The organism is Fortiea contorta PCC 7126 (assembly GCF_000332295.1).
GTDB lineage: Bacteria > Cyanobacteriota > Cyanobacteriia > Cyanobacteriales > Nostocaceae > Fortiea > Fortiea contorta.
The window spans coordinates 1,280,361-1,305,684 of record NZ_KB235930.1; the positions used below are offsets into that span (position 1 = coordinate 1,280,361).

21 protein-coding genes and 1 other RNA gene are annotated in these 25,324 nt (G+C 41.7%); 10 read left to right on the plus strand and 12 right to left on the minus strand.

What is annotated here, in order from left to right; all coding sequences use genetic code 11:
- Nucleotides 1-69 precede the first annotated feature (69 nt).
- A complete protein-coding gene (locus tag MIC7126_RS0106160; protein WP_026100070.1) occupies nucleotides 70-417 on the plus strand; it encodes a translation initiation factor in 348 nt (115 codons plus the stop codon).
- 117 nt (nucleotides 418-534) lie between these two features.
- Nucleotides 535-693, plus strand: a complete 159-nt coding sequence (locus MIC7126_RS28815) for a YqaE/Pmp3 family membrane protein (protein ID WP_017652259.1) — start codon at nucleotides 535-537, stop codon at nucleotides 691-693.
- A gap of 231 nt (nucleotides 694-924) precedes the next feature.
- Here the strand turns inward: MIC7126_RS28815 and nifJ are convergent, their stop codons facing one another.
- On the minus strand, nucleotides 925-4,587 hold the full coding sequence (nifJ, locus tag MIC7126_RS0106170; protein WP_017652260.1) for a pyruvate:ferredoxin (flavodoxin) oxidoreductase: 3,663 nt from the start codon (nucleotides 4,585-4,587) through the stop codon (nucleotides 925-927).
- A gap of 427 nt (nucleotides 4,588-5,014) precedes the next feature.
- Entirely contained in the window at nucleotides 5,015-6,094 is a 1,080-nt protein-coding gene (locus MIC7126_RS0106175; protein ID WP_154655846.1) for a hypothetical protein, read from the minus strand.
- 161 nt (nucleotides 6,095-6,255) lie between these two features.
- On the opposite strand from MIC7126_RS0106175, the gene MIC7126_RS0106180 reads away from it, so the two are divergent.
- Nucleotides 6,256-6,996 (plus strand): cytochrome c biogenesis protein CcdA, encoded by a 741-nt coding sequence (locus MIC7126_RS0106180; RefSeq protein WP_017652262.1) that lies wholly within the window; start codon nucleotides 6,256-6,258, stop codon nucleotides 6,994-6,996.
- Between the two features lie 3 nt (nucleotides 6,997-6,999).
- On the plus strand, nucleotides 7,000-8,373 hold the full coding sequence (locus MIC7126_RS0106185) for a cytochrome c biogenesis protein (RefSeq protein ID WP_017652263.1): 1,374 nt from the start codon (nucleotides 7,000-7,002) through the stop codon (nucleotides 8,371-8,373).
- A gap of 65 nt (nucleotides 8,374-8,438) precedes the next feature.
- On the opposite strand, the gene queF is transcribed toward MIC7126_RS0106185, so the two are convergent.
- From queF to MIC7126_RS0106205, 5 genes are all read right to left on the minus strand, one after another.
- Entirely contained in the window at nucleotides 8,439-8,819 is a 381-nt protein-coding gene (gene queF, locus MIC7126_RS0106190; RefSeq protein WP_026100071.1) for a preQ(1) synthase, read from the minus strand.
- Between the two features lie 39 nt (nucleotides 8,820-8,858).
- Nucleotides 8,859-9,254, minus strand: a complete 396-nt coding sequence (locus MIC7126_RS0106195; RefSeq protein ID WP_017652265.1) for a hypothetical protein — start codon at nucleotides 9,252-9,254, stop codon at nucleotides 8,859-8,861.
- Between the two features lie 138 nt (nucleotides 9,255-9,392).
- The gene (locus tag MIC7126_RS0106200) at nucleotides 9,393-9,776 is read right to left on the minus strand and encodes a phasin family protein (protein ID WP_017652266.1); all 384 of its coding nucleotides are present in this window, start codon (nucleotides 9,774-9,776) and stop codon (nucleotides 9,393-9,395) included.
- 25 nt (nucleotides 9,777-9,801) lie between these two features.
- An RNA gene (gene ffs / locus MIC7126_RS28820) (signal recognition particle sRNA small type) lies at nucleotides 9,802-9,898 on the minus strand.
- Nucleotides 9,899-9,935: 37 nt separating this feature from the next.
- Nucleotides 9,936-10,202, minus strand: coding sequence for a YciI family protein (locus MIC7126_RS0106205; protein ID WP_017652267.1), 267 nt, complete (start codon nucleotides 10,200-10,202; stop codon nucleotides 9,936-9,938).
- Between the two features lie 160 nt (nucleotides 10,203-10,362).
- Between MIC7126_RS0106205 and MIC7126_RS0106210 the strand changes: the two genes are divergently transcribed.
- The 3 genes from MIC7126_RS0106210 to MIC7126_RS0106220 all read left to right on the plus strand — a co-directional run bounded on the left by MIC7126_RS0106210 (nucleotide 10,363) and on the right by MIC7126_RS0106220 (nucleotide 12,398).
- Nucleotides 10,363-10,923, plus strand: coding sequence for a 2'-5' RNA ligase family protein (locus MIC7126_RS0106210; protein ID WP_017652268.1), 561 nt, complete (start codon nucleotides 10,363-10,365; stop codon nucleotides 10,921-10,923).
- Nucleotides 10,924-11,055: 132 nt separating this feature from the next.
- Nucleotides 11,056-11,805 (plus strand): sucrose-phosphate phosphatase, encoded by a 750-nt coding sequence (locus tag MIC7126_RS0106215; protein WP_017652269.1) that lies wholly within the window; start codon nucleotides 11,056-11,058, stop codon nucleotides 11,803-11,805.
- A 71-nt stretch (nucleotides 11,806-11,876) separates the two neighbouring features.
- Entirely contained in the window at nucleotides 11,877-12,398 is a 522-nt protein-coding gene (locus MIC7126_RS0106220) for a diheme cytochrome c (protein ID WP_026100072.1), read from the plus strand.
- A gap of 136 nt (nucleotides 12,399-12,534) precedes the next feature.
- Here the strand turns inward: MIC7126_RS0106220 and rplY are convergent, their stop codons facing one another.
- Both rplY and MIC7126_RS0106230 read right to left on the minus strand, forming a co-directional pair.
- On the minus strand, nucleotides 12,535-12,831 hold the full coding sequence (gene rplY, locus MIC7126_RS0106225; RefSeq protein ID WP_017652271.1) for a 50S ribosomal protein L25: 297 nt from the start codon (nucleotides 12,829-12,831) through the stop codon (nucleotides 12,535-12,537).
- Nucleotides 12,832-12,900: 69 nt separating this feature from the next.
- Nucleotides 12,901-14,244 (minus strand): adenylosuccinate synthase, encoded by a 1,344-nt coding sequence (locus MIC7126_RS0106230; protein ID WP_017652272.1) that lies wholly within the window; start codon nucleotides 14,242-14,244, stop codon nucleotides 12,901-12,903.
- Nucleotides 14,245-14,945: 701 nt separating this feature from the next.
- Between MIC7126_RS0106230 and MIC7126_RS0106240 the strand changes: the two genes are divergently transcribed.
- From MIC7126_RS0106240 to MIC7126_RS0106250, 3 genes are all read left to right on the plus strand, one after another.
- Nucleotides 14,946-17,351 carry a PAS domain S-box protein gene (locus tag MIC7126_RS0106240; RefSeq protein WP_017652274.1) on the plus strand — a complete coding sequence of 802 codons (2,406 nt, stop codon included), beginning with the start codon at nucleotides 14,946-14,948 and terminating at the stop codon, nucleotides 17,349-17,351.
- Nucleotides 17,352-17,442: 91 nt separating this feature from the next.
- A complete protein-coding gene (locus tag MIC7126_RS0106245) occupies nucleotides 17,443-18,489 on the plus strand; it encodes an adenosine deaminase (RefSeq protein ID WP_017652275.1) in 1,047 nt (348 codons plus the stop codon).
- Nucleotides 18,490-19,017: 528 nt separating this feature from the next.
- On the plus strand, nucleotides 19,018-19,239 hold the full coding sequence (locus MIC7126_RS0106250; protein WP_017652276.1) for a hypothetical protein: 222 nt from the start codon (nucleotides 19,018-19,020) through the stop codon (nucleotides 19,237-19,239).
- Nucleotides 19,240-19,558: 319 nt separating this feature from the next.
- On the opposite strand, the gene MIC7126_RS0106255 is transcribed toward MIC7126_RS0106250, so the two are convergent.
- The 3 genes from MIC7126_RS0106255 to MIC7126_RS0106265 form a co-directional block, all read right to left on the minus strand.
- Nucleotides 19,559-20,344 carry a peptidylprolyl isomerase gene (locus MIC7126_RS0106255; RefSeq protein WP_017652277.1) on the minus strand — a complete coding sequence of 262 codons (786 nt, stop codon included), beginning with the start codon at nucleotides 20,342-20,344 and terminating at the stop codon, nucleotides 19,559-19,561.
- 257 nt (nucleotides 20,345-20,601) lie between these two features.
- Nucleotides 20,602-22,122, minus strand: a complete 1,521-nt coding sequence (locus MIC7126_RS0106260; RefSeq protein ID WP_017652278.1) for a beta-barrel domain-containing protein — start codon at nucleotides 22,120-22,122, stop codon at nucleotides 20,602-20,604.
- A 161-nt stretch (nucleotides 22,123-22,283) separates the two neighbouring features.
- Nucleotides 22,284-25,304: a peptidase domain-containing ABC transporter gene (locus tag MIC7126_RS0106265; RefSeq protein ID WP_017652279.1), complete on the minus strand. Its 3,021-nt coding sequence runs from the start codon at nucleotides 25,302-25,304 to the stop codon at nucleotides 22,284-22,286.
- Nucleotides 25,305-25,324 lie beyond the last annotated feature (20 nt).

Below are 25,324 nucleotides of genomic sequence, written 5' to 3' on the forward strand. Positions count from 1 at the left end.
AACTTGGCACCCAAAAAAGTGCTGACTCCCTGCAAAAACCCAGATCCTCACCCCCAGCCTCTAAATCCCATGTCTAATCCCCATCCTCGAGCCACTGATACAAAATTTGTCTACCAGGAATTTGGTAACGATAATTCCCCAGCCCTAGAAAGACCAATTCCCGAACTACCACCACAACAACAAAATCTTAAAGTCCAAGCTTCTCGCAAAGGACGCAAAGGCAAAACTGTAACGGTAATTAGTGGTTTTCAAGCGAAACCAGAAACCTTAACAGATTTAGTTAAACAATTAAAAACTCAGTGTGGCACGGGCGGGACAGTGAAAGATAATGAAATTGAAATTCAAGGCGATCACAAACAAAAAATTATGGAATTATTGACCAAAATTGGTTACAAAGCCAAAATCAGTGGCGGTTAATCGGTCGGGGTTACCGTACCTTAAACAGCGCTCGGTTGAGTTTGTAAATGCTATCTTTGAGTTGTACAAATCACTGCGTCAAACGGACGGCGTTTTTGATATAAATTGGAGGTCTAAATGGATTTAGTTCGGATTCTTTGTGCAATATTTTTACCACCTCTAGGTGTATTTTTACAAGTAGGTTTTGGTTTAGATTTTTGGATTAATATAGTCTTGACACTTCTTGGTTATATTCCGGGAATAATTCATGCAGTTTGGGTAATTGCCAGGAAATAGTATCAGTTAATCTCAAAAATATTTGATATCTAAAAGGCGATCTCGTTTAAAAAAAAGAGGCTAGGGGTGAGAGACTAGAGGCTAAGGAATAGGAGGTGTGGGAGGAGGAAGAGGATCAAAAGTGTAAGCATAAATTTTTTTCTCTCATACCTCGGCTTCGCTCGGTACAAGTCTCCCCACACTCCCCACCCTTGCTATTCCCTCACCCCCAATTCCTAACCCCTATTCTCTTTATTTATTCGCCAAATATTGATACATTTGCCAACGCGCATCTACTTCTGCTTGTGCTTGTTCTAAGAGTTGTTTCGCTACTTCTGGTTTACTCTTAGTCAGCATTTTGAAGCGATTTTCTTGATACATAGATTTGTCTACTGGCTGATTGGGCGATCGCATATCTAATTGCAAGGGATTTTTACCCTCTTTTTGCAAATCAGGATGATACCGATACAGCAACCACCTTCCAGATTCTATCAAAGATTTCTGATGATTCATCCCTGTGGTCATGTCGATGCCGTGGGCGATGCAATGGCTATAAGCAATAATTAGTGACGGGCCATTGAAGGCTTCTGCTTCTAAAAATGCCTTGAGGGTGTGTTCATCCCTCGCGCCCAAAGCTACACTCGCTACATAAACGTTACCGTAGGTCATGGCAATTAAGCCTAAGTCTTTTTTGCCCGCAGGCTTACCACTGGCGGCAAATTTCGCTACTGCTGCCCGTGGGGTGGCTTTGGAAGATTGCCCACCTGTATTAGAATATACTTCTGTATCCATCACCAAGATATTGACATTGCGACCGCTGGCTAAGACATGATCAATACCATGAAAGTCAATATCATACGCCCAACCGTCACCGCCAACAATCCAGACGCTTTTTTTGACGAGATAATCTGCAAGAGATTTGAGAGTTTGGATTTGGGATTTTAGATAGGGATTTAGCTCTGTAGTCGAGATTTTATCTAGCTTTTGTTTCAAAATTTCTACCCGTTCTCTCTGTTCCCAAATATCAGCTTCGGAGTTTTGGGAAGCGTTGAGAATAGACTGTACTAAATCATCAGGTATTGCTAATTCCCCATGCTCTAATTTTGCCAGTAATTCCGCTGCAAATTCGGCTTGTTTGTCTAAAGAAAGACGAAAGCCAAAACCAAATTCGGCGTTATCTTCAAATAAACTATTAGACCATGCTGGGCCTCTCCCTTCGGCGTTGGTTGTCCAAGGGGTTGTGGGTAAATTTCCGCCGTAGATGGAAGAACAACCTGTGGCGTTGGCAATGACAGCGCGATCGCCAAACAGTTGTGTTAATAATTTTAAATATGGTGTCTCTCCACAACCAGCACAAGCGCCAGAAAATTCAAATAAAGGTTCTTGTAGTTGTTGCTGGCGAATTTGGTTCAATTTCAACTGTTTTCTATCAGGATTAGGCAAACTCAAGAAGAAATCCCAGTTTTTCCGTTCCTGTTCCCGCAAAGGTAGCTGCTGCACCATGTTAATCGCCTTGCGTAATGGTTCAGATTTATTTTTGGCTGGGCAAACATTTACACAAATTGTGCAGCCTGTACAGTCTTCTGGGGCTACCTGGATGGTAAATTTTTGGTTAGCAAAGTCTCTATCTTTGGCGTCAGTTGATTTGAAGCTTGGCGGTGCGTTAATTAACTCACTTGGTTGATACACCTTGGCGCGGATGGCGCTGTGGGGACAAACCATGACACATTTACCGCACTGAACGCAGACGTCTTCATCCCAAGCGGGAATCTCTTCGGCGACGTTGCGTTTTTCCCACTTGGTAGTCCCACTAGGGAATGTACCATCGACTGGGAGGGAACTAACAGGTAAGTCATCACCTTCCCAGATCATGATTTTACCCAGAACTTCCTGGACAAATTCTGGTGCATTTATGGAAACAGGACTTGGGATTTTCACCCCATCACCCCATCCCCCCATCCCCCCATTTTTAATCTCCACCTCATGCAAATTCTCCAAGGTATTATCTACGGCTTGTAGGTTCATCTTCACTACTTCGGCGCCTTTTTTACCGTAGGTTTTCTCAATTGCTTGTTTGATTTTGGTAATCGCTTCTTTTTCTGGTAATACCCCGGCTAAAGCAAAGAAACACACCTGCATAATGGTGTTAATTCTACGCCCCATCTCACTAGCGCGGGCGACTTGATTAGCGTTGATGCTGTATAATTTGAGTTTTTTGTCAAGAATTTGCTGCTGAACAAGAGTTGGTAAATGTTCCCAAACAGCATCAGCCTCGTAAGGACTGTTGACGAGAATAGTTGCGCCAGTAGCTGCAGCTTTGAGTACATCTATGCGTTCCCAAAAGCCCCAGTGATGACAACCGATAAAGTTAGCTTTGTTAATCAGGTAAGTTGACCGAATCGGTTCTTTACCGAAGCGGAGGTGAGAAACGGTCATGGAACCAGATTTTTTGGAATCGTAGACAAAGTACCCTTGGGCGTAATTGTCGGTTTCTTCGCCAATAATTTTGATTGTGTTCTTATTCGCACCCACTGTTCCGTCGGAGCCTAACCCGTAAAACATCGCCCGCACAACGGTATCTGACTCGGTGGAGAAGTTAGGATTAAAGTTGAGGGAAGTATAACTAACGTCGTCGTTAATACCGATAGTAAAGTGGTTTTTCGGTTTAGCAGAGGTGAGATGATCAAAAACCCCCTTTACCATCGCTGGGGTAAATTCCTTGGATGATAAACCATAGCGACCACCGATGATTTTGGGAGGTGGGGAGATGGGGAGGTGGGGAGGTGGGGAGATGGGGAGGTGGGGAGATGGGGAGGTGGGGAGGTGGGGAGATAAGGGGGATGAGAAAGTTTTTTCTCCCCATGCTTCGCAGATAGCGGCGACTACATCTAAGTACAAAGGTTCGCCAGCGCTTCCTGGTTCTTTGGTGCGATCAAGGACAGCGATCGCCTTTACACTATTAGGTAAGGCTGCCACAAATCTAGCTACATCAAAGGGGCGATATAGCCGCACCTTCAACACACCGACTTTTTCCCCACGGGCGTTGAGATAGTCTACGGTTTCCTGGACTGTTTCACAACCGGAACCCATAATCACAATCACGCGCTCGGCATCGGCTACGCCATGGTATTCATAAATTTGGTAATATCTACCTGTGCGATCGCCGAACTCATCCATCAAGCGTTGCACAATATCCGCAGTAGCGTTGTAGTATGGGTTAGCGCCTTCGCGGGCTTGGAAGAACACATCAGGATTTTGGGCTGTTCCCCGCAACACCGGTCTGTCTGGGGTGAGGGCACGGGCGCGGTGGGCTAAAATTAAATCTTCGTTGATGAGCGATCGTAAATCATCATCTGATAATAACTTGACTTTTTGCACTTCATGTGAAGTGCGGAAGCCATCAAAAAAATGCATAAACGACACCCGCGCCTCTAGGGTCGCCCCATGGGCGATGAGAGCAAAATCTTGACTCTCCTGTACGGAAGCAGAACACAGCAGCGCGAAGCCGGTAGCACGAGCCGCCATCACATCGCTATGGTCGCCAAAAATCGATAGAGCATGGGTAGCTAAGGAGCGAGCAGCCACATGAACTACAGTACTAGTAAGTTCTCCAGCGATTTTGTAGAGGTTGGGAATCATCAGTAATAACCCCTGGGAAGCTGTAAAAGTAGTACTCAGTGAACCAGTTTGCAACGCCCCGTGTACAGCCCCAGCGGCTCCACCTTCACTCTGCATCTGCACCACACTGGGAATTGTACCCCAGAGGTTAGGACGACTTTCCGCAGACCAAGCATCCGCCCATTCACCCATTGCTGAAGAGGGGGTGATGGGATAGATAGCAATAACTTCATTTAACTTGTAAGCAACGCGGGCGACAGCCTCATTTCCGTCGATAGTTGCATAGGTTTTGTCCATGATTTTTCCCTATCTTAACTTGTAGCGTAGGCGTAGCCGAACCTAGGCATCGCTTGGTTTTCTAAACTAGATGAAGAGAAGCTTTAGAAATAGCCGAAGCCAGGAAGTCTATGTATTATATATTCTCAATTAAGATTCACAAATTAACTATTAATAGGTCAGGTAATTTTATCCTCCATCCTTCAATAGATGATTATCTCAAATCAAATATTGCATCAATTTATAGCTATTAATCATGTACTCAAAATTCGCAACTCTGAATTCATCAAAGTTTGGAGAAATTTATAGTTTTTTATGGGGTATGGGTTCGGAATAATTTCCATAGCGCAGTTATGACAACTGACAACCAATTGTCCACCCTGAACACACTGTTATTTTTATTCAGGTGGGAAACATACAGCTAAATGTGCTAACGCTCAATATCGCATTATTTAAAAACGTTCTTGAACAGATATTCTCCAAATTTAAGCAGCAAGGGAATCAGCGGTGTCACCACAGACAATAAATATTGACGAAAAGTTTTGACATCAAAAGGCCACACCGGAAATTCATTAGTTAATGTGTAGAGAGAACGCAATTCTTGCAGCTTGGCGGCTTCTTTTTTCAAAGCTTCGGCATCACCGCTTAAAATTGTATGCGTGCGACTATAATCTACTTGAAACTGTTTAGCAATTTCGCTGAGTAATTCTTCTTTTGCTTTGCTCATGCCTTTGCGAGCCGCTAGCAAGGGTCCAAAAAAGCACACTAAAGATAGGGGAATATAGAGAACAATTATTAAGTTAAAATACCAGTATTTCTGAGCAATTCCTTGAGTAATAAATTGATAATTACTTAATGTAATCATCATCCCAAAAATTGCTACTAAATAAGCGGTATTTAGTGAATAGTGACTCAAAGGACTTAAGCCACCGCAACGGTCAGGATGCAGCGGATTAATGTTGAGTTGTTTGCTTCCTAAAAGTTTATGCAATACCCAAACATTAGTGGTGAGAGTCAGGACTAATATCGTTCCTGCGTAAAATATGGCTGCACCATTGATCGCCCCGGTTAAAGCTGGAAGTCCACCATCTGAGCCTGTCCAATTGTAAACGTTTTTCTGTACAGAAAAATACCAGATACCGAAGGCGATCGCTATTCCCAATGCTAAAAATTTCCGCCATTTTTGCTCATATGGTAACAAAACATACTTGATCTCGGCTTCTGAAACATCAACAATATCCGTTTTTTCTAAATACTGAATCAGGTGATATATCGCTTTAAATGACCACAAATAATAGCCAAATATCACTGGATTTAATAAGCAGATCCACACCCACGCAAACCAATCTTCTAGCAGTCCTAAATATTTACCATCTAGTGTCAGAGTTCGGGTGACAGTAGCAGCAATCAGGTAAATAACAGAAGCAATGACAATAGAAATTAACCCTAAATTAACAGGTTTTAAAGAATACTTATCAATCAACCAACAAGCTAAGGGGTCAGCAGTATAAAAGTCTTGCTCTTGCATATTTTCCATCTATATCTAGTGCTATTTTTACTTACGCGAAAGAATGTGTTATTTTATATTGTTTTGGTAAAAAAATCACCAGTACTACACAAATAGAAACTAAAGAGGAACAATAAGCTACAATGTAAGCAGCGCAAGCATTTCACGCTGAAAAATCCTCCATGTTAGAGACACTGCAAACTCGACTTTACGAACTAGAACAATTTGCCAACGCCCTAGTTTCTCAACAATTGGCGCACCTCAGCTTTGTGAGTGTGGGCATTATCTTTGCATCTGGCTTGCTTACTAGCCTCACACCTTGTATGCTTTCAATGCTGCCAATTACTATCGGCTATATCGGCGGTTATGAAACAAAAAGTCGCCTGCAAGCAGCAGCCCAATCAATGTGGTTTGCGCTGGGATTAGCTACCACCTTAGCAGGGATGGGAATTGTCGCAGCTAGTGTGGGCAAAGTTTATGGTCAAGTGGGAATTGGTTTGCCGATTATTGTCAGCATTATCGCTATTCTCATGGGACTAAATTTATTGGAAGCTCTACCGATACAGTTCCCTTCTTTGGGAGAAACGAATTGGATTTCCCCAGATTTACCATTAGGTGTCCGTTCCTATTTAATTGGGTTGACTTTCGGTTTAGTCGCTTCCCCTTGTAGCACACCAGTTTTAGCTAGCTTACTAGGTTGGGTTGCGAACACACAAGACCTGATTTTGGGGGCTGTTTTGCTACTTTCCTACACAGCAGGGTATGTAGCACCACTGATTTTAGCAGGTACTTTTACAGCTGCAATTAAAAAGTTACTGGAATTGCGGCGCTGGTCTGGTTGGATTAACCCGGTTAGTGGTGTGCTGTTGGTAGGTTTTGGTGTATTTTCTCTAATTTCTCGCATTCCTCTTGGCAGTTTTTAAGCAATGTTAGAAAATTCAGCGTCCACAGAATCAAGTTGGTGGTCAGTACCTGGACGGTTCTTACGACGGGAGTTTTTACCTGTACTGACAGATTTACGATTAGCGATCGCGCTACTATTAATTATTGCCCTTTTCAGTGTCAGCGGCACTGTCATTGAACAAGGTCAATCTCCCGCTTATTACCAATCTAATTATCCAGAACATCCAGCCTTATTTGGTTTTTTATCTTGGAAGGTAATTCAGGTAGTCGGGTTAGACCATGTGTATCGCACTTGGTGGTTTCTAGGATTACTCATTCTCTTTGGGACTAGCTTGACAGCTTGTACTTTCACCCGCCAATTACCGGCGCTTAAAGCAGCCCAGCGGTGGAAATATTATGATGAACCGAAACAATTTCAAAAGTTAGCTTTGAGTGCAGAACTAGATACTGGTTCTCTCAATTCTCTCACCTCAATCTTACAGAAACAGCGCTATAAAATTTTTCAAGAAAAAGATGATCTAGTCTACGCCCGCAAGGGAATAGTAGGACGCATCGGCCCTATCATCGTTCATGTGGGTATTGTCACTATTTTATTGGGGGGAATTTGGGGCGCGATGACGGGATTTCTCGCCCAAGAAATGGTAGCTAGTGGTAATACTTTTCAGGTAAAAAATATTATTGATGCTGGGCCTTTAGCCACTGCCCAAATTCCCAAAGATTGGTCTGTACGAGTCAATCGCTTTTGGATTGATTATACCCCCACCGGCGGCATTGACCAATTTTATTCAGATATGTCTGTCTTAAATAACGAAGGACAGGAAGTTGACCATAAAAAGATTTATGTCAATGAACCTCTGCGTTATCATGGCGTCACCTTTTACCAAACTGATTGGGGACTTTCTGCGGTGCGTGTCCGTGTCAACAAAAGCCCGATTTTTCAGCTACCGATGGCGCAATTGGACACCAAAGGGAGAGGACGTATTTGGGGTACTTGGATTCCTACCAAACCAGATTTGAGTGAGGGTGTGTCTTTGTTGGCGAAAGACTTGCAGGGTATGGTATTAATTTATGATGCTACCGGTAAGCTAGTTGATACCGTGCGGACAGGAATGTCTACCCAAGTCAACGGCGTCACTCTGAAAGTTCTCGATGTGATTGGTAGTACGGGACTGCAAATTAAAGCTGATCCTGGTATCCCCATAGTTTATACTGGATTCGCTCTCTTGATGGCGGGCGTGGTGATGAGTTACTTCTCCCACTCACAAATTTGGGCATTACAAAAAGGCGATCGCTTGTATATTGGTGGTAAGACTAATCGTGCTCAAGTAGCCTTTGAACGGGAAATATTGGATCTTTTAAACAATCTGGCTTCAAAACCAAAGGGTGTGGAAGTTTAAATACAATTGTAGAGACGTAAAATTTTACGTCTCTACAAAGGATTTGGTGCCAAACAAAATTATTTTTATTTCTGATGTCGTGCTTCAACCACAGTATGCACATTTCCACGGGGCGTAAAATCTGCTTTCACCGTCACTTCCAAAGGGTCGCAGGCGGCGACAAAATCATCGAGAATTTGATTAGCAGACTCTTCATGAGAAATATAGCGATCGCGGTAACTGTTAATATAAAGCTTCAAGGCTTTTAATTCTACCACCTTTTCATCAGGCACGTAGGTAATATAAATAGTTGCAAAATCCGGATAGCCAGAAAACGGACACTTACAAGTAAATTCCGGTAGGCTAATACTAATATCATATCGCCTACCCACCCGCGGATTAGGGAATGTAATTAGTTTCCCTTCGGCTATTTCTCGTTCACCGTATTTCATCTGCTCATTTGACATTTGTTACTTGTTATGCATTATTTGTCAGTTCTTCCCCATCTACCCTTGCTCCCAATCGGGACAGTTGACATCATCCCATCCATGAGGGTGCATGGCACACACTAATAAGTTACCACCATAAGCTTGACCGTGGTAATTACTACAACCAACACAAGCGGGGTTTTGTTCACCTGTAGCTGGAACTGAATAGGGAAAAGCTGGATCTATATCTGCTACTACATCTTCTAACTCCCAGTAAGCTTCCAAAATTGGTTCCGCCAAATCTTGTAAATACTGGTCTACTTCTGTGGCAATTGTAGTTTGTACTTGGTCGGTAATTTCTTCCGTTAGCTCAAAAAAGGCGTCTACCATTTCACCCATTCCTAGGAAGAAGTGTTCTATTTCCACAGCCACTGTTTCGACAATTTCAATCAAATCTTTTTGCCACTTTTCCATAAGTCTGACGCCCTAGGTGAATATAAAACAGGGCACTCTCTATTACCTTGCTCTCAGCACTAGATTACACCCTAGCTAAAGTATATTCAACAAGTTGTTTTGGACAGTAACACTGCTTTCAAGCCAAAAAGCTGCGTCTTATTGATCGCGCTGCAGTCTCTTTAACTCTTCTTGCAATTCCAGTACCTGTTGACGCAATTTATCTGCATCGTCGGTTGGCGCTGATGATGCAGTTGGTTCTTCCTCTTCTTCCAGAATTTCGATGCGACGGGGTTCAGCAGGAGGGGTTTTGTCTGTGACTGAATCAGATGCTTGTGGTTGTTGAGCTTGCTTCATCATATCCTCGACAAAGCGGCGGGCTTCTTCTGTACTCATTTCGCCCTTAGCTACCATTTCATCTGCCAGTTTTTGGACTTGCGATCGCAGTTCGGCTAATTTCCCTCCTGCTCTCTCACTCGCGTAAGAAGCTAAACCCACACCTAGGTAAAAAGCTTTTTGTACAATATCTCCAAAACCAGGCATTGCTGCTGAACGCTCCTAAAAATAGGGCGACCCGGAGACTACGCCTACCACAAGCATCCCGTATTGCTGCCACCTTCCGGTTCTGACAAGGTTTGGGCGTTGAAGTCGCATAGGTCCAGGTCTGATAAAAGCATAGCATTAAAAATTAGTAAGTGTGTGTTATTCCACAACAATTGTCCACTCATAGAGGTGATAACTGACGCAGCCGTTTTGGACTAAGGGGTCGCCAGCGACGATGTTTTGGGCTTCGTCCATGGAAGCTGCTTCAAATAGCATCATCCCTCCTCCTTTTTGTGCCCAGTAGCCTGTTTTGGCTTTGTGTCCTTTAGCAATCAACTCCTGAACGTAGGCTTTATGGGCGGGTACATATTGGTCAAATATAGTTTTCTCTACTTTCCCAGCTTCGATTTTGACGAATGTTGGCATTGCCTTGTTACCTCTAAAATTTCTGTGTTGTACTATTGTCTAGGATTAGTAATTTATAATTCGTAATTCGTAATTCAAAAATTTTTTGAGTTCAGCGGTGCGAATCAAGCGCCATTTGTCAAGGTTTCTGGTGTGTCTTTCTCTAGCCCCTAATTCCCAAATGAGCCGTTATTTTGTCGCCCTCCTCCCGCCACAGCACATCCAAGACTACGCTAATCAAGTTAAGCAGTATTTTGCTGACAAATATGCTAGCTGTGGGGCACAAAAATCGCCGCCACATGTGACTCTACAGCCGCCTTTTGTATGGGTAGATGGGGATTTACCGCTGCTAGAAGCATGTTTGCAGACATTCGCCAGTGAGCAAAACCCAATACTGATGACACTCGATGGTTATGGGGCTTTTGCTCCTCGCGTGATTTATCTCAATGTGGTGAAAACTGCGGCGCTAGTGAATTTGCAAGCTGATTTGATGGCGCATTTGGCGAGTCATTTGGGGATTGTGGACAAGGTTGCTCAAACTCGCCCCTTTGCACCCCACATGACAGTCGCGTTTAGAGATTTGACAAAACCAAATTTTTATGCTTCTTGGGCAGAATTAGAGCAACGTCAGTTACATTTTGAGTTTACTGTTAACAGTTTGACGCTACTGGTTCATGATGGTCAGCGGTGGTGTGTGCAATCGGAGTTGGCGATGAAAAACTTCACCCACGGTGAAAGTTGAGTTTTTGGGCAATGGGGCGTCTTGCGTCGCTCTACTCATCAAAATGTCTTTGAGGTTGTGGTATATTCTACTGTGCCTATTAGTTACTGTGACTACGCTAAAAAATCTTAATCATTTTGGAAGAGGTATAGTGTGGAACATTTTCTTTTAATCACAGACCTGGACTATACCTTAGTCGGTGATGACGAGGCGATGGTGCAACTCAATCAAAGATTAGAACAGCATCGTCAGCGTTACGGCACAAAGATTGTTTATTCAACAGGGCGATCGCCTTTTCTCTACCAACAACTGCGGGATGAAAAATCATTACTGGCCCCAGATGTGGTGATTTGCTCTGTGGGGACGGAAATTTTCTATCAGGATCTAGATAGCCCATTTCTGGAGTGGTCACACAAGCTTTCACAAGCTTGGGATAAAGAATTAGTCATCAATATTTTGGCAGATTTCAGTATATTAAAACTGCAACCAACAAGTGAGCAAAGACCCTTTAAAGTCAGTTATTTTCTCCCAGAAGCAGCAGCAGATATCATCCCAGAAATCAAATCCCGTCTGTTGGAGGCGAAATTAGATATCCAAGTTATCTATAGCGGCGGTAAGGATTTAGATATTTTGCCGAGTCAAGCCAATAAAGGTATGGCTATGACCTTTGTTAGGGAAAATCTAGAAATCGATGTAGACAAAACCGTAGCTTGTGGTGACTCTGGTAATGATATCGCTTTGTTTGCAGACAAAAAAGAAAAAGGTATCATTGTCGGCAATGCTCAACCAGAATTGTTGCATTGGCATCAAGCTCATCCTCACCAAAATCGTTATTTAGCGACAGCTAAGTTTGCAGAGGGAATTGCCGAAGGGTTGCAACATTTTGGGTTTTTGACATCATAAAACTAAATTGATTTAATTGCGTCACATCAGGATGGGGCGATGTTGCTAATTCAGATGAAGGAATGGGAGGAATGTCAAATCTTGTGAAGCGCAAAACCCGCGATCGCTATATCCTAATCTTAACAGTTTTAGCCTGGAGTCTAGCTATGGGTTGGCTTTTAGCCATGGCTAGCAATGCCCAAGGTGCAACAACTGTCGCAGAAATCGGCACTGTGGATGTGGTGCCAGCACAATATAAACTGGGGCAAGAACTATACATAGAAAACTGTTCTACTTGTCATCTGGCTTTACCACCAGCAGTCTTACCCACCCAAACTTGGCGAAATCTCCTACAAGATTCCCAACACTACGGTGTACAACTCAAACCTTTAATCGACCCACCGCGCGTCTTGGTGTGGAAATATCTGCAAATTTTCTCTCGTCCCCAGCGACAAGATGAAGAAACGCCATACCGGGTCAACAATTCCCGTTATTTCCGAGCTTTGCATCCAGGTGTCAAGCTACCGCGCCCCAGTCAAATTAATAACTGTGTTACCTGTCATCCGAGTGCTGGCGATTATAATTTCCGTCGTTTAAGTGCTGAGTGGGAGTGAGCTGGAAATAGAGAGGAGCGTCACTTTTCAAGACAGCGACTTTCAACCCTATCCCCTATCCCCTGTTCCCTGCTATATAAAAATAGCCCACCCCCAGCAGGGATGGGCTTGAGCAAAACTCAATTAAAACTGAAGATTAACCCTTAGCAGCAAAAAAGCTTAAGTGATAAGGGGTACCCTTTGCTGGATGGACTTGAACTTCTCGCAGCACTGTTGAGCCTGTCCATTCCAGATCCGGAATACTGAGGACAATTTCTGTCTTATTGGGGGCCGCTTGTTTGAGCAGGCGCTCAACATCTTTAGCGTTTAGTACTAAAGATACCGATTCGATACCATTGTGACCGTACAAGTTTGCAGGTATCAATCCAGAACGGCGTAAAGCTTTCGGCTTGCTTCCTTCTGGTCGTTTTTGAGATTCAACTGTGATAGGCATAGAATTTGTGGGTTGTCATTTGTCATTAGTCATTTGTCATTAGTCATTTGCTAATGACTAATAACCATCTTAGGCACTGAGAAGAGAGGCGGGAGTACCGTCAGCGTGCAACAAAGCACGTTTAGGCCCGTGGATGGGGTCTTCTACAATGATGGTTTGATCGCGGCTAGCTCCCAAAGAAACGATCGCGATCGGGACTTCCATTAATTCGGCGAGGAACTTGAGATAGTCCAATGCTTCCTTCGGTAAGTCTTCCAGGGTGCGACAGTTACTTGTAGATACTTGCCATCCTGGTAAAGTTTTGTAGATAGGGCGACACCGAGCAAATTGACGGGAACTGGTGGGGAAGTGATCGCAGCGTGAACCGTCTATTTCATAGGCGACGCAAACATTGATTTCTTCGAGTTCGTCTAGCACATCCAGTTTGGTGATGGCGATACAATCCATACCATTAATCCGGACTGCATAGCGACCAATCACCGCATCGAACCAGCCACAGCGGCGTTTTCGTCCGGTGGTTGTGCCGAATTCTGCACCGCGATCGCATAATAATTCTCCCACTTTGCCGTTGAGTTCGGTAGGAAATGGCCCTTCGCCTACTCGCGTTGTGTAGGCTTTCGACACTCCAATTACTCGGTCTATCATTGTCGGCCCTAACCCAGTGCCAACGCAAGCTCCCCCCGCTACTGGGTTGGAGGAGGTAACGTAAGGATATGTCCCGTGGTCTAGGTCAAGCAGGGTTCCTTGAGCACCTTCAAACAAAATGTTTCGCCGCCGCAACACCGCATCGTATATTTTCAATGAGCTATCAACGACATAAGGGCGTAGGCGTTCTGCATACCCCAAATATTCTTGGATGACTGCTTCTGGATCAAGGGGCGGTAAGTTATAAAGCTTTTCAAGAATGACGTTTTTATAATTAATCGTCCACTCTAACTGGTCACGTAGTCCTTGGGAGTCCATCAAGTCTAGAACTCTGATACCTGTACGCTCTGATTTATCAGCGTAGGTGGGGCCAATCCCTCTACCAGTTGTACCAATTTTGTGTGTTCCCCGACGTTCTTCTGATGCCTGGTCGATTAATCTGTGGTAAGGCATTGTCACGTGGGCTGTCTCTGAAATCAGCAGGTTGGTAGTCGAGACATTTAACTGTTCTAATTGGTCAAGTTCTTGAATCAAAACTTGTGGATCTATGACTGTTCCACAACCAATAATGCACTTGGTGTCTGGATACAAAATACCAGAGGGTATTAAGTGCAGTTTAAAGGTCTGACCCTTCACCACTATAGTGTGTCCAGCATTCACACCCCCTTGGTAACGTACCACCACATCTGCGGAGCGGCTGAGTAAGTCAGTTATTTTACCTTTTCCTTCATCGCCCCACTGGGCACCTATAACAATGACGTTAGCCAAAGCGTTTATTTTATAGAGGTAAAGTTTCCACAATCAATAATTATTAACATACTTCCTTGAGCGTGTCAAGTGAAGTATGAAATTATCCAACCCATAAAGGGGTGGGGCGGGAACTGAGGAAAAAAACTTGATTTTTTTCGCTCATGGCTGTGAATGTATTAAGTTCGTTTTTTATCCGACCCTGCACCAAACGCCAAGGGCTAATATCCTTGACACTTGACACTTCATACTTCATCCTTTTTTAGTAGTATGTAAATATAGCGGCTTATTTGCAGATGAAGTTGCTGCTAACAATTTTAGTAAATAAAAAACTAAGGCAGCAAATGTTGTATGTTAAGGGTACTATAAAATTCCTTTTAGAGAAGCGTTTTCGTGACAGTTAAAATATTGCACATTAGCTTAAATACGTCTGAAAGCCTGACAATTAACAAATAACAAATGACAAATAACGGTTGCTACCAGTTAGCTTTATTTGCATCGCTCTGCTCAATAGATTTTCTGACATCATCTCTACTATCAAGGTGCTTGACTTTCGTTTGCTACTGGATTTTTAATTTTAAGAGATTGGAGACATCTGCAGTATAAAGGGCGATCGCATGATGAAATGGTCTGTTATCCAAAAGCTGAAAGTATTATTAATTATGGCATTGGCTGTTATATTGATAAATGCTGTGCTTTTCTGTAGCAACACTATACAGCTAATGCAAGTTCAGCAAGGGGTAACTGACTCCCAAGAAATCATTAATGAAGTTAAAACGCTACAGGTAATACTCAAAGATATTGAAACCTCACAACGCAGCTATTTATTATTTGCCCATACAGATGACTTCGATGCATATTTTCAAGCACGTCAACGCAGTGATAGCCATCTGCAAATTCTGAAAAACCTCATTCGGCAATATCCACAAAAGCTCAGGTTAATTTCTTTACTAGAACAGCAAATTAATGACAAACTCAAGCGGCTGCAAACAGAGATTTCTGTTAAGCAAAACCAAGGTTTTCATGCTGTCCAAAAGTTAGTTTCATCTTACAGGGTTGAAACTCCCAGTCATGATATCCCACAGCTAATTAACGAATTTATTCAGGAAGAACAAGCTGTTTTACAACAGCATATTCAACAGCTATCAGCCAGTTCCTACAAAGAAATGGCTTCATTTTCCCTAGCTGCTTGTTTATATTTGTTAATGTTGGCAGTGTTGTATGATTTGTTATGGCGCTACGTCCAGCGACTTCAGCATACAGAATCAGCTTTGCGTCAAAGTGAAAATCGATTGCTAGCAATCATCGATGCCAAGCCAGATTGTGTCAAGTTAATTGCTAGAGATGGCACTTTCTTAGAAATTAATCCTTCTGGGCTGGCAATGATGGAGGTAGACAGTGCTGAAGCGGTAATCGGTCAACCTGTTAGCAACGCAATTATACCAGAACATCAAGCAGCATTTGCGACATTGCATGAAAATATTTGTCAAGGTCACAAGGACAGTTTAGAGTTTGAGATGGTGAGTGTTCAAGGTACTCGCCGCTGGATGGAAACTCATGCTGTACCTTTACGTAATGAGTCTGATGGTACATTTTGGCATTTAGCGGTGACGCGAGATATTACTGAGCGCAAGTTTGCACAACAGAAAATTCAGGAACAAGGGATGTTACTGGATATGGCTACTGATGCGATTTTGGTGCGAAATATCGACAACCAAATTTTATTTTGGAATCAGGGCGCGGAACGCTTGTATGGTTGGAAAGCTGAGGAAGCGTTGGGTGAGAATGTTGTGGATTTGTTGTACAGAGGAACTAAACCACAGTTACATGATGCCCTTTTTACTGTCGTCAATCAGGGTGAGTGGCGAGGTGAGTTACAGCAATTAACTAAAAATGGAAAGGAAATTACCATCGAAAGCCGCTGGGTGTTGGTGAGGGATGAGAAGGGACAACCAAAATCTATTCTGAGTGTAAACACAGAAGTTACCCAGAAGAAACAATTGGAAGCTCAACTTTTGCGATCGCAGCGTTTAGAAAGTATCGGTACCCTTGCTGGTGGCATTGCCCACGATCTTAATAATGTACTCGCTCCAGTTTTAATGTCAATTGAGTTGTTACAAATCAAATTACGCGACCAACAAAGTCAGCGCATCCTGCAAACTTTAGAAAAGAATGTCCGACGCGGGGCGAATTTACTCAAGCAGGTGTTGTCTTTCGCACGGGGGATGGAAGGTAAGCAGACGGTTGTCCAAGTTAGACATTTGCTTTATGAAATCGAGCAAATTGTCAAACAAACTTTCCCTAAATCCATCACCTGTCAGACAGAGATTCCCGAAAATCTTTGGTATGTGTCGGGGAATACCACGCAACTGCATCAGGTGTTGATGAATTTACTGGTCAATGCTCGTGATGCCATGCCTAATGGCGGTACTCTAAAAATTAGGGTAGAAAATTTGGTGCTGCGTCCACAAGATGCCCAAGAGGGTGCTTATATTGCTATTTCTGTGATTGACACTGGGTTGGGAATGTCACCAGAAATTCAAGAGCGAATTTTTGAACCATTTTTTACGACTAAAGAAGTAGGTAAAGGTACAGGATTAGGTTTATCTACGGCTTTAGGTATTATTAAAAACCACGGTGGTTTTATGGATGTCTGTAGTCAACTCAGTGAAGGTACAGAGTTTAAGGTGTATTTGCCTGCATCACATCATCAAGAATATCTTGCTCCTGCTACAAACAGCGAAACACCACAAGGCTGTGGTGAATTGATTTTGGTAGTGGATGATGAGTTAGTTATCAGGGAAGTTACTAAATCATCTTTGGAAACATATAATTACCAAGTTTTGACTGCTAATAACGGTGTAGAAGCAGTAGCCATTTATGCTCAACATCAACAGCATATCAGTATAGTGTTGCTGGATATAATGATGCCGGGGATGGATGGCGCGATCGCTATTCGCAAGTTACAAAAGATCAACCCTAACGTCAAAATTATTGCTATCAGCGGGTTGTTAGCTAGTCAAAATATTGTCGAAGTTGCGTCCATGGGTGTACAAGCATTTCTCGCTAAACCTTGCACAGCTAGAGAGTTATTACAAACCGTCGCTGCTGTCAACAGTAAAAATTAGGAATAGCTTTACATAATCCGTCTACAGGTGTACATTTTTCTTAACAATACTTTTGTTACAATTATTAAAGTTTCCGTAGAAAAAAACCACTATGGCTTTATACGCAGAGTTGCATCGACATCTGGGTGGTTCGGTTGTACCTCGTGTCTTGTGGCGCTATTTCGAGAGACATGGATCAGAATTAATTTCCCGGTTTGCGAATTATCCAGAATTTGAAGACTTTTACACTCGCCCACGCAATACTCTAGATGAATATCTGGAATTGCACACCTTGGTGGAAAGTGTGCAAACTGTAGAAACTTTGCCTTATTTTATCTACCGCTTACTCAGAGGCGCTTATATATTTGAAAATTTAGCTTACCTAGAACTGCGCTATACTCCCTACCTGCGGACGCCTGAACATTTGAGTCAATCTGAGAGAATTGACAAAATGGCAGAAATTGTAGAAGTGGTAGGAAAAGCCAGTCGGATAGAACAATATCCCATTGTCACTAGCCAAATCCTCTGTATGCATACCCGCTTACCTTATGAGGTAAACTTGGCAATTGTGAATTTAGCAGCGCAGAACCCGCAGTATGTTTGTGCTGTAGACGTGGCTGGGGGTGACAGCTATTATGCAGAACGTAAAGACGAATGGATTAGACTATATGATTATGCGCGATCGCTAGGTGTGAAAACCACAGGACATTTATACGAAACTACCGCCGGTTGTTTCCCCGAACTGCTACCATATCTGATGCGGATTGGACACGGTATCCAAATTCCTTTAATGTATCCAGAATTGCTAAAAGACGTGGCTAGACGCGGACAATGTTTAGAAGTTTGTCCCACAACTTACACAAAAACTGGTACTTTACAAGATATACGTCAACTCAAATTAGTTTTTGATCGCTGTTTTGATGCGGGGGTAGACATCGCCATTTGCACAGATAACGCCGGTTTACACAATGTGCGTTTGCCATTCGAGTATGAAAACCTCTTGACTTACGATATTATCAGCTTTGAACAGCTACAAGCTTGTCAAGATGCGGCCTTCCGTCATGCCTTTGCTTGGCCCCATGGTAAGCGTCCTGCGTCTTTGTTGAATGGGTTATTGAAACCTGAATCCAGCAAAGTTTTGGCGATGAGAGATTGTTAAAGGGAGACCCACAGCGCCAGAAAAAATACGTCCACTTCCAATCCCCTAATGTAAATTATGGGGATTTTTATGATGCCTCTTAATATTTAGCCTTTAATTATAGTATTTGTAGGCATTGCCCAGCAAAACTTGGGCGTATGGGGCACAGCTCTACTTACGCGTATTTCTGCAATTATATATACTTTTTATATTTAGTCTTTATTCTATAATAAATCGCCGAATATTCACAATTTTTAACTCAAAATTCTGGTTTTTGCATTACGACTAAGTTTTCAGGACAAAACACCTGGAATTATGTCTCCAAGTGATTTTTATTTGCATAGCTCTGATAGATTTTAAATAAAGTAATTCCTTATAAAAGTGATATTTTTTGAGATTATAAACCAAGAGACAAAACTCCTGTAGTTATGTCCTATCTCTTGTTTTTAATTATTGAATTTACATTTTGTATCGCCGAAAATAGATTCAAGAGTTAAGCAAACAAAAGCTTAATTCCCCAATAAATTAGTTATCTCAGGTAGAACAATCATGTCTAGAATCACAATTTCCGACTTGGCTATTGACTCTAATTCCTTCATCAATGAAGTTGCTGAAACTGAAGCAGCATTTGTTAACGGTGGTGGTTTGAGCAAGGGCGATGCATTAACAGCTGCATTGGGAATATTAAGTGCTTACGAAAAGTTTGCAACCGCTTTCCTAAAAATTTCTAATAAGATCGCTCTAGCATTAGTAAATTACGCACTAAGCTAATTATATATTCAGTAAGTAAGTAGTGGCGTGACAAAACTAAAATGTTGCAATAGATTTTTATTTTTGTAGGGTGCGTTAACGAAGTAACGTACCGTCTTGACCTCCGCAGGCGGTGCGTTACGCTACCCTGCGGGTTCCGATGAAAGCGGTACGCTACAACGCACCCTACTAATGCACTATTTAAGGCTAGACACGCCAGTAGGGTGCGTTAAGCTTTAGCTTAACGCACCATTTTGTATAACTTCGTAATTGATAATTTGCTCGAATCCCCGACTTCTTTAAGAAGTCGGGGATCTAAGCTATATATAAAATCAAAAAATTATGAAGCTATCTTCAGCAATTCCTGGACTGGTTGAGAATAGGAATCTGATTCAAAATGGGGAATAATTTCTACTTGCGTGATTTGTTGTTTTAACCAATCTGCGAATAATTCGCCCATAATCTTTAAGCATAACTGCTCGTCTAATTTTGGCTGAATGATTTCTTCTACCCAAATTAGATGTACTTTTTGTGCAATTACAATCGGTTTGAGTAACTCTGGAGGATGAGCAACAAAAACCGCAGCAGCAATATCTGGTTTAACCTCATGACGATGTTTGATACCACGATATCCACCAGCGCGACGCAGTTCAGGATTTTGGATATATTGACGAGTCACATCTTGGAAAGTAATTTCACCTTCAGAGACTGCGTAAAACAGTTCCCAAGCTAAATCTTCATCTTCTAAGACAACTTCATAGGTGACAGCAGCTAAATAATTGATGTGATTTTCATAAAAGTATGGTTTAACTTTGTCTGCGAATAAATGTTGCGCTAACTTGACAGATAACAAGTTAATTTCTGCTAATTGTTCAAAATCTTCGACAGAAAGATAATGTTTTTGTAACCATGTCCAAGTGTCCTCAGCTTTAATGAGTCTGTTAGTTGCTCGCAAAGCATCAGCGGCTTGTTGTAGTTCGTCGATTTCGACTTTAATACCCGCTTCTTTAGCTGTATGAGAGATGATTTTACGAGTGGCGATCGCTTCCAATATACTAGGCATTTGACAGGAAAGCTTCAGTTGCTCAAATATTTCTTTTTGAGACACATTTACTGATTTTAACATATCTTAACTCCTCAATTTTATAAAAGTCTAACTCTCAACAACTTCCACATCAAAAATATTAATTTTTTCTTGTGATGTGGGTTGAGCGAAGTCGAAACACACCCTGATTGATATATAGCCTTTTCCAGTTAAATCAAGTACAGCCCAACTTATAAACACACTAGCCTAAGCACCCCTAGTCTCTAGCCTCTGAACTCAACAAGATGTACTTCACTAGAAAAAGAAACGCTGTAATTCCCAAAACACTTGGCGATTTACTAAAGCTCTAAACCACCTTTTTGCAGCTTTTTAAACGGATCTAAGATGAAATCAATCAAACGGCGTTGACGCACAATTACCTCTGCTGTAGCTGTTTGACCAGGAGTTAGAGGAATACGTTGGTTATCAGAAGAATTCAGAGAAATTTCCATCTCAAAAACTTCTACTTTACCTTGAGAAGTTTCCATAACTTTAGAATCTGGTGACATGCGAATTACCTTCCCTGTGACTACTCCATAATCTTGGAATGGATAAGCATCAAACTTCACTTTAACTGACATTCCTGTTTTCAAAAAACCACTTTGTTGACTAGGAATATTAGCCTTAAGTACAAACGGAATTCCTTGAGGAGCAATTTGAGCGATCGTCTGACCAGTTTGCACAACTACACCAGGCTTTTTGATAGGTAAATTAAAAATTACACCATCGATGGGTGATTTCATTAAACGTTGTGCCAATTGTAGTTTAACAGAAGTAATTTGGCTTCTAGTTTGAACTATTTCTGATTTGAGGCTGGTAATTTGCGTTTGCATATCTTTCAGTTGTTCCTGGTTTTTCAGCAAAGCCAATTTACCAGCATTAATTACACTTTTATAACTGTTTTGTTGTTCTTCTAGTCTCAATTTTGCTTGCTGAATATCTGCTACAGCTTGGTGCATAATTCCCTGATAGCGGTTTTTTTCTTCTTGAAAGCGTAATATTGCTTGCTTGACACTTGATTCACTTTGCTCAAATATTCTTTCGCTTTCGTCAGCAATTTTTTCTAATTCCACAACTTTAATTTGTGGAACAGCACCCTCATCTCCTAGAGGGCGATAGCGCTGAATTTCTGTTAAATCTTTCCGCCAACGACTTGTAGCTAATTTATAGGAAGTCTGAGCAGAAATCTGGTTTTGTTCAGCCTGATTTACTAGCGCCAGTTTCTCCAATTTTTGTAAGTTATAAATACTCTGTTTCGCATCTAGATTTTGCTGTGCTTGATTAACTTGAGAAACTTTTTCTAATTCTTGGGATTTGTTTTGCTGTTCTTGCACACCAATTGCTAGTTGTAATTGGTTTTTCAATAGTTCTAGTTGTACTAGTCGATTACTTAATCCTTCTAGCTTTGCTTTTCCCTGTTGCAGATCCGTTCGCAGAACATTCGATTCTAATTCTATTAGTAACTGACCAGCTTTAACAGCTTCACCTTCTTTCACCTTGACAGCAATAATATTCCCAGTTACTTGAGTATCTAATCTGTGAGTTTCTCCTAGCGGTTCAATGCGACCTCTAGCACTTCCCGTTTCATCAACTTGCGACAGCATCGCCCAAGGTAAAACTATAGCGCTAAAAATTACTAATAAATATAGCAAAGAGCGTGTCCAACGCCTAGGTAAAGCATCTAATAGTTCCTCAGTACCGTAATACCAATCATCATAATTAGCTGGTAAAGTTGTATTTTCTTCGATAGTATCATTGATTGATTTATTGATTGATTCCTCAGTTAATACCGATGATGAATTAATAGTGGGATTAGACATAGTAGAGTGATGAGTGATGTCAGATTTTATTAAATAAAATACTTTTTGCGAAAACAGTTTTTTGCGCTCTCCTTTGCGTCTTGGCGTCTACTCTTCGAGAACGACTACCCTTCGGGAACGTCTGCGACGAACGTCGAATGCGCGAAACAAAAAATTTTTCATCAACTTGCTTGTGCGAGTTGTTGTTCATTTAGGTAGTAGTAATGACCTCTTTTTGCAATTAACTCCTCATGAGTACCGCTTTCAATTAACAAACCGCGATCTAATACTAAAATCAAGTCAGCATTGCGGATTGTGGAGAGCCTATGAGCAATAATTAAGCTGGTACGACCTTGCAGAATTGTATTTAAATTATTCTGAATGACGCGCTCTGATTCTGCATCTAGATGACTTGTCGCTTCATCGAAAATCAATAAACGAGGATTACCTAACAAAGCACGTGCAATTGCTAGACGTTGGCGTTGTCCACCAGATAGCATTCCACCACCTTCACCAATTTGGGTTTCATAACCCATTGGTAATTGTCGAATAAATTCATCTGCACCCGCTAGATGTGCCACTTTCATAACTTCTGTTAAGGAAGCTTCTGGAAAAGCGATACTAATATTTTCACGAATTGTACCGCCAAATAAGAAAGTATCTTGATCGACAACACCAATTTGAGAACGCAGCGATCGCAAGGCTAAACTAGTGACATCATGGCCATCAATTAAAATTTTGCCGTCTGTTGGTGTATATAAACCCAAAATCAGTTTAGCTAGGGTGGTTTTTCCGGAACCACTACGTCCTACTAAGGCTACAGTTTGCTCTGGCTGAATTTCAAAATTGAGGTTTTCTAAGACGTTAATGTCATTATCAGAATGATAGCAGAAGGTCATATTCTCAAAGCGAATATTACCGCGAATACTCGCTAAATATTGACGTGGTTGATGTTGTAAGTCTTCTTCTGGTTCAGCTTCGAGAACATCATTAATCCGTTCAGTAGAGATAATCACTTCTTGTAATTGATTCCAAAGGACAGTGAGGCGTTGAAAGGGACTAATAATATTACCCAACAACATATTAAAAGCCACTAACTGCCCAATTGTGAGTTGATTTTGAATGACTAACCAAGCGCCAAACCAGAGTAATCCTGTAGTTGCTAAAGATTCAATTGTTGAACTAAAAATTTGCATTTGGTTGCCTACTATCTGCCCACCAAACATTTTTTTAGTCAAGTTATTTAGCAGTTCTTCCCAACGCCAGCGCACGGTCTGTTCAATTGCCATTGAGCGAATGGAACGAATACCCGTGAGGGATTGAATCAAATAACTATTCTCTTTAGCTAATGCACCAAAAACTTCGCGGCTGATGCGGCGAAAAAAGGGTGTAGCAACCAGCGCTAAAATTAAAAATGGTGGCACAATTGCTAGTGCTAATAATGCCATTTTCCAGCTATACCAAAACATCAATCCCACATAGATAAATACTGTCACTAAATCGAGAATTATTGATAGTGCTTCGCCTGTGAGAAAGCGCTGAATTTTTTGATTCTCTTGGACGCGAGAAACAATATCACCAACGTAACGCGACTCAAAAAAAGCTAAAGGGAGGCGAAATGTATGTTTGATAAAACCTACCATTAGCGCTACGCCAATACGGTTGGCTGTATGATCTAGCAGGTATTGTCGTAGTCCATTAAGGGCGACGCGGAATAAACCAAAAATCAACAAACCAAACCCGACAGCAGTTAAAGTGAGGGTACTACCTTGGACAATAACTCTGTCTAAAAGTAACTGCGTAAATAGAGGTGTAATTAATCCAAATAATTGGATAAATACAGAAGCAACGAAAACTTCTAGTAGTACTTGCCAATGTGGTTTAACTAACTCGAATAACTGCCAAAATGGTGTACTTGCTTCTTCACTTTCTTTGAGGAGGGCGGTAGGTTGTAATATTAAAGCATAACCAGTCCAATCTGCTAGGAATTGATGATGGGTGAGGCTACGTTGACCAATTCCAGGATCACCGACAATGACATATTTTTTGGTAATTTTATAAACAACAATGTAATGATTACCTTCCCAATGCGCGATCGCAGGTAGGGGTTGTTGTGCTAATTTATCTAGGCTGGCTTTAACTGGACGGCTTGCAAAACCAATACTTTCAGCGGCGCTGGCTAACCCTCGCAAAGAAACCCCAATACGATTAACGTTCGCTAAATCCCGCAATCTGTTAATACTAAAACCCTTACCCCAATAGCGACCAATCATTACTAAACAAGCGACACCGCAATCGGAAGTACTTTGTTGTTCAAAAAAGGGATAGCGTTTAGTTATTTGTGCCCATAGATGTCTAGCTTTTACTTGAGGTGTTGGAAAATAAGCACGTCGTTGTTTCTTTTTTGGGGTAGCCTTGGCTGGAAAAGGAATTACATTAGGAATTGCAGATTGCTGATTATTTACTCTATCTTGGCGCTCCTGATAGTTAGTTAACTCTGCTAATTCTTGCCAAAATTGCAGTGCTGTTTGCCAATCCCTAGTCCTTAAACGATAAATAATTGTTGGTTGAGTTGCTTCCCAATTACCCTGTTCTGGCGTATATATTTTTTCTGGGATTAAATAACTACCGTCGGGATGCTGTAGTTTTCCTTGACGTAGCAAAAATAACTGAGTATCTTGTTCTGGAGAAAACTCTTGAAACTCTCTCAATGAAAGCCTTTCAAACAAATATAATGCCTGAAATATACCCTCTGGTGAAGTTTGGGGGTGTTGTTGACGATACAACATCAGCAAATCCCAAAGTTCTGCACGTACTAAAAAGCGATCGCAGATTTTGGGGTATTTAGCGATCAAAGTCTGCAATAAATTTTCGTTGAGATAACACAGTTTTAAATTAGTTGAAGCCCTCGCAGCATAAAAGCTAAAGTCTGACTTTGCAAACAAGGTCATTTCACCAAACGAAGACCCTGCTGCTAAAGTAGAAATTAAGTTACCAGAACTATCTAATAATCTGACTTTACCCGAAACCACTAAATAAATTCCTGCCTTCGCATCTCTTGATTTCCAAAACAGTTTTGCTATGGGTGGTTCTACAATTTCAACTTTTGCCCAACAATTGTTTAATTCCCTATCCGAAAGCTTTTCATCCAAAATAGAGGTCAGTAATTGACCCAGTTGTTCTTGGGAAAATATTGATGGCATTTCCTCTCTTTTACCCCAAA

Coding starts and splice junctions, on each gene's coding strand:
- MIC7126_RS0106160 (WP_026100070.1), top strand. CDS start 70: ATGTCTAATCCCCATCCTCGAGCCACTGATACAAAATTTGTCTACCAG.
- MIC7126_RS28815 (WP_017652259.1), top strand. CDS start 535: ATGGATTTAGTTCGGATTCTTTGTGCAATATTTTTACCACCTCTAGGT.
- nifJ (WP_017652260.1), bottom strand. CDS start 4,587: ATGGACAAAACCTATGCAACTATCGACGGAAATGAGGCTGTCGCCCGC.
- MIC7126_RS0106175 (WP_154655846.1), bottom strand. CDS start 6,094: ATGCAAGAGCAAGACTTTTATACTGCTGACCCCTTAGCTTGTTGGTTG.
- MIC7126_RS0106180 (WP_017652262.1), top strand. CDS start 6,256: ATGTTAGAGACACTGCAAACTCGACTTTACGAACTAGAACAATTTGCC.
- MIC7126_RS0106185 (WP_017652263.1), top strand. CDS start 7,000: ATGTTAGAAAATTCAGCGTCCACAGAATCAAGTTGGTGGTCAGTACCT.
- queF (WP_026100071.1), bottom strand. CDS start 8,819: ATGTCAAATGAGCAGATGAAATACGGTGAACGAGAAATAGCCGAAGGG.
- MIC7126_RS0106195 (WP_017652265.1), bottom strand. CDS start 9,254: ATGGAAAAGTGGCAAAAAGATTTGATTGAAATTGTCGAAACAGTGGCT.
- MIC7126_RS0106200 (WP_017652266.1), bottom strand. CDS start 9,776: ATGCCTGGTTTTGGAGATATTGTACAAAAAGCTTTTTACCTAGGTGTG.
- MIC7126_RS0106205 (WP_017652267.1), bottom strand. CDS start 10,202: ATGCCAACATTCGTCAAAATCGAAGCTGGGAAAGTAGAGAAAACTATA.
- MIC7126_RS0106210 (WP_017652268.1), top strand. CDS start 10,363: ATGAGCCGTTATTTTGTCGCCCTCCTCCCGCCACAGCACATCCAAGAC.
- MIC7126_RS0106220 (WP_026100072.1), top strand. CDS start 11,877: ATGTCAAATCTTGTGAAGCGCAAAACCCGCGATCGCTATATCCTAATC.
- rplY (WP_017652271.1), bottom strand. CDS start 12,831: ATGCCTATCACAGTTGAATCTCAAAAACGACCAGAAGGAAGCAAGCCG.
- MIC7126_RS0106240 (WP_017652274.1), top strand. CDS start 14,946: ATGCAAGTTCAGCAAGGGGTAACTGACTCCCAAGAAATCATTAATGAA.
- MIC7126_RS0106245 (WP_017652275.1), top strand. CDS start 17,443: ATGGCTTTATACGCAGAGTTGCATCGACATCTGGGTGGTTCGGTTGTA.
- MIC7126_RS0106250 (WP_017652276.1), top strand. CDS start 19,018: ATGTCTAGAATCACAATTTCCGACTTGGCTATTGACTCTAATTCCTTC.
- MIC7126_RS0106255 (WP_017652277.1), bottom strand. CDS start 20,344: ATGTTAAAATCAGTAAATGTGTCTCAAAAAGAAATATTTGAGCAACTG.
- MIC7126_RS0106260 (WP_017652278.1), bottom strand. CDS start 22,122: ATGTCTAATCCCACTATTAATTCATCATCGGTATTAACTGAGGAATCA.
- MIC7126_RS0106265 (WP_017652279.1), bottom strand. CDS start 25,304: ATGCCATCAATATTTTCCCAAGAACAACTGGGTCAATTACTGACCTCT.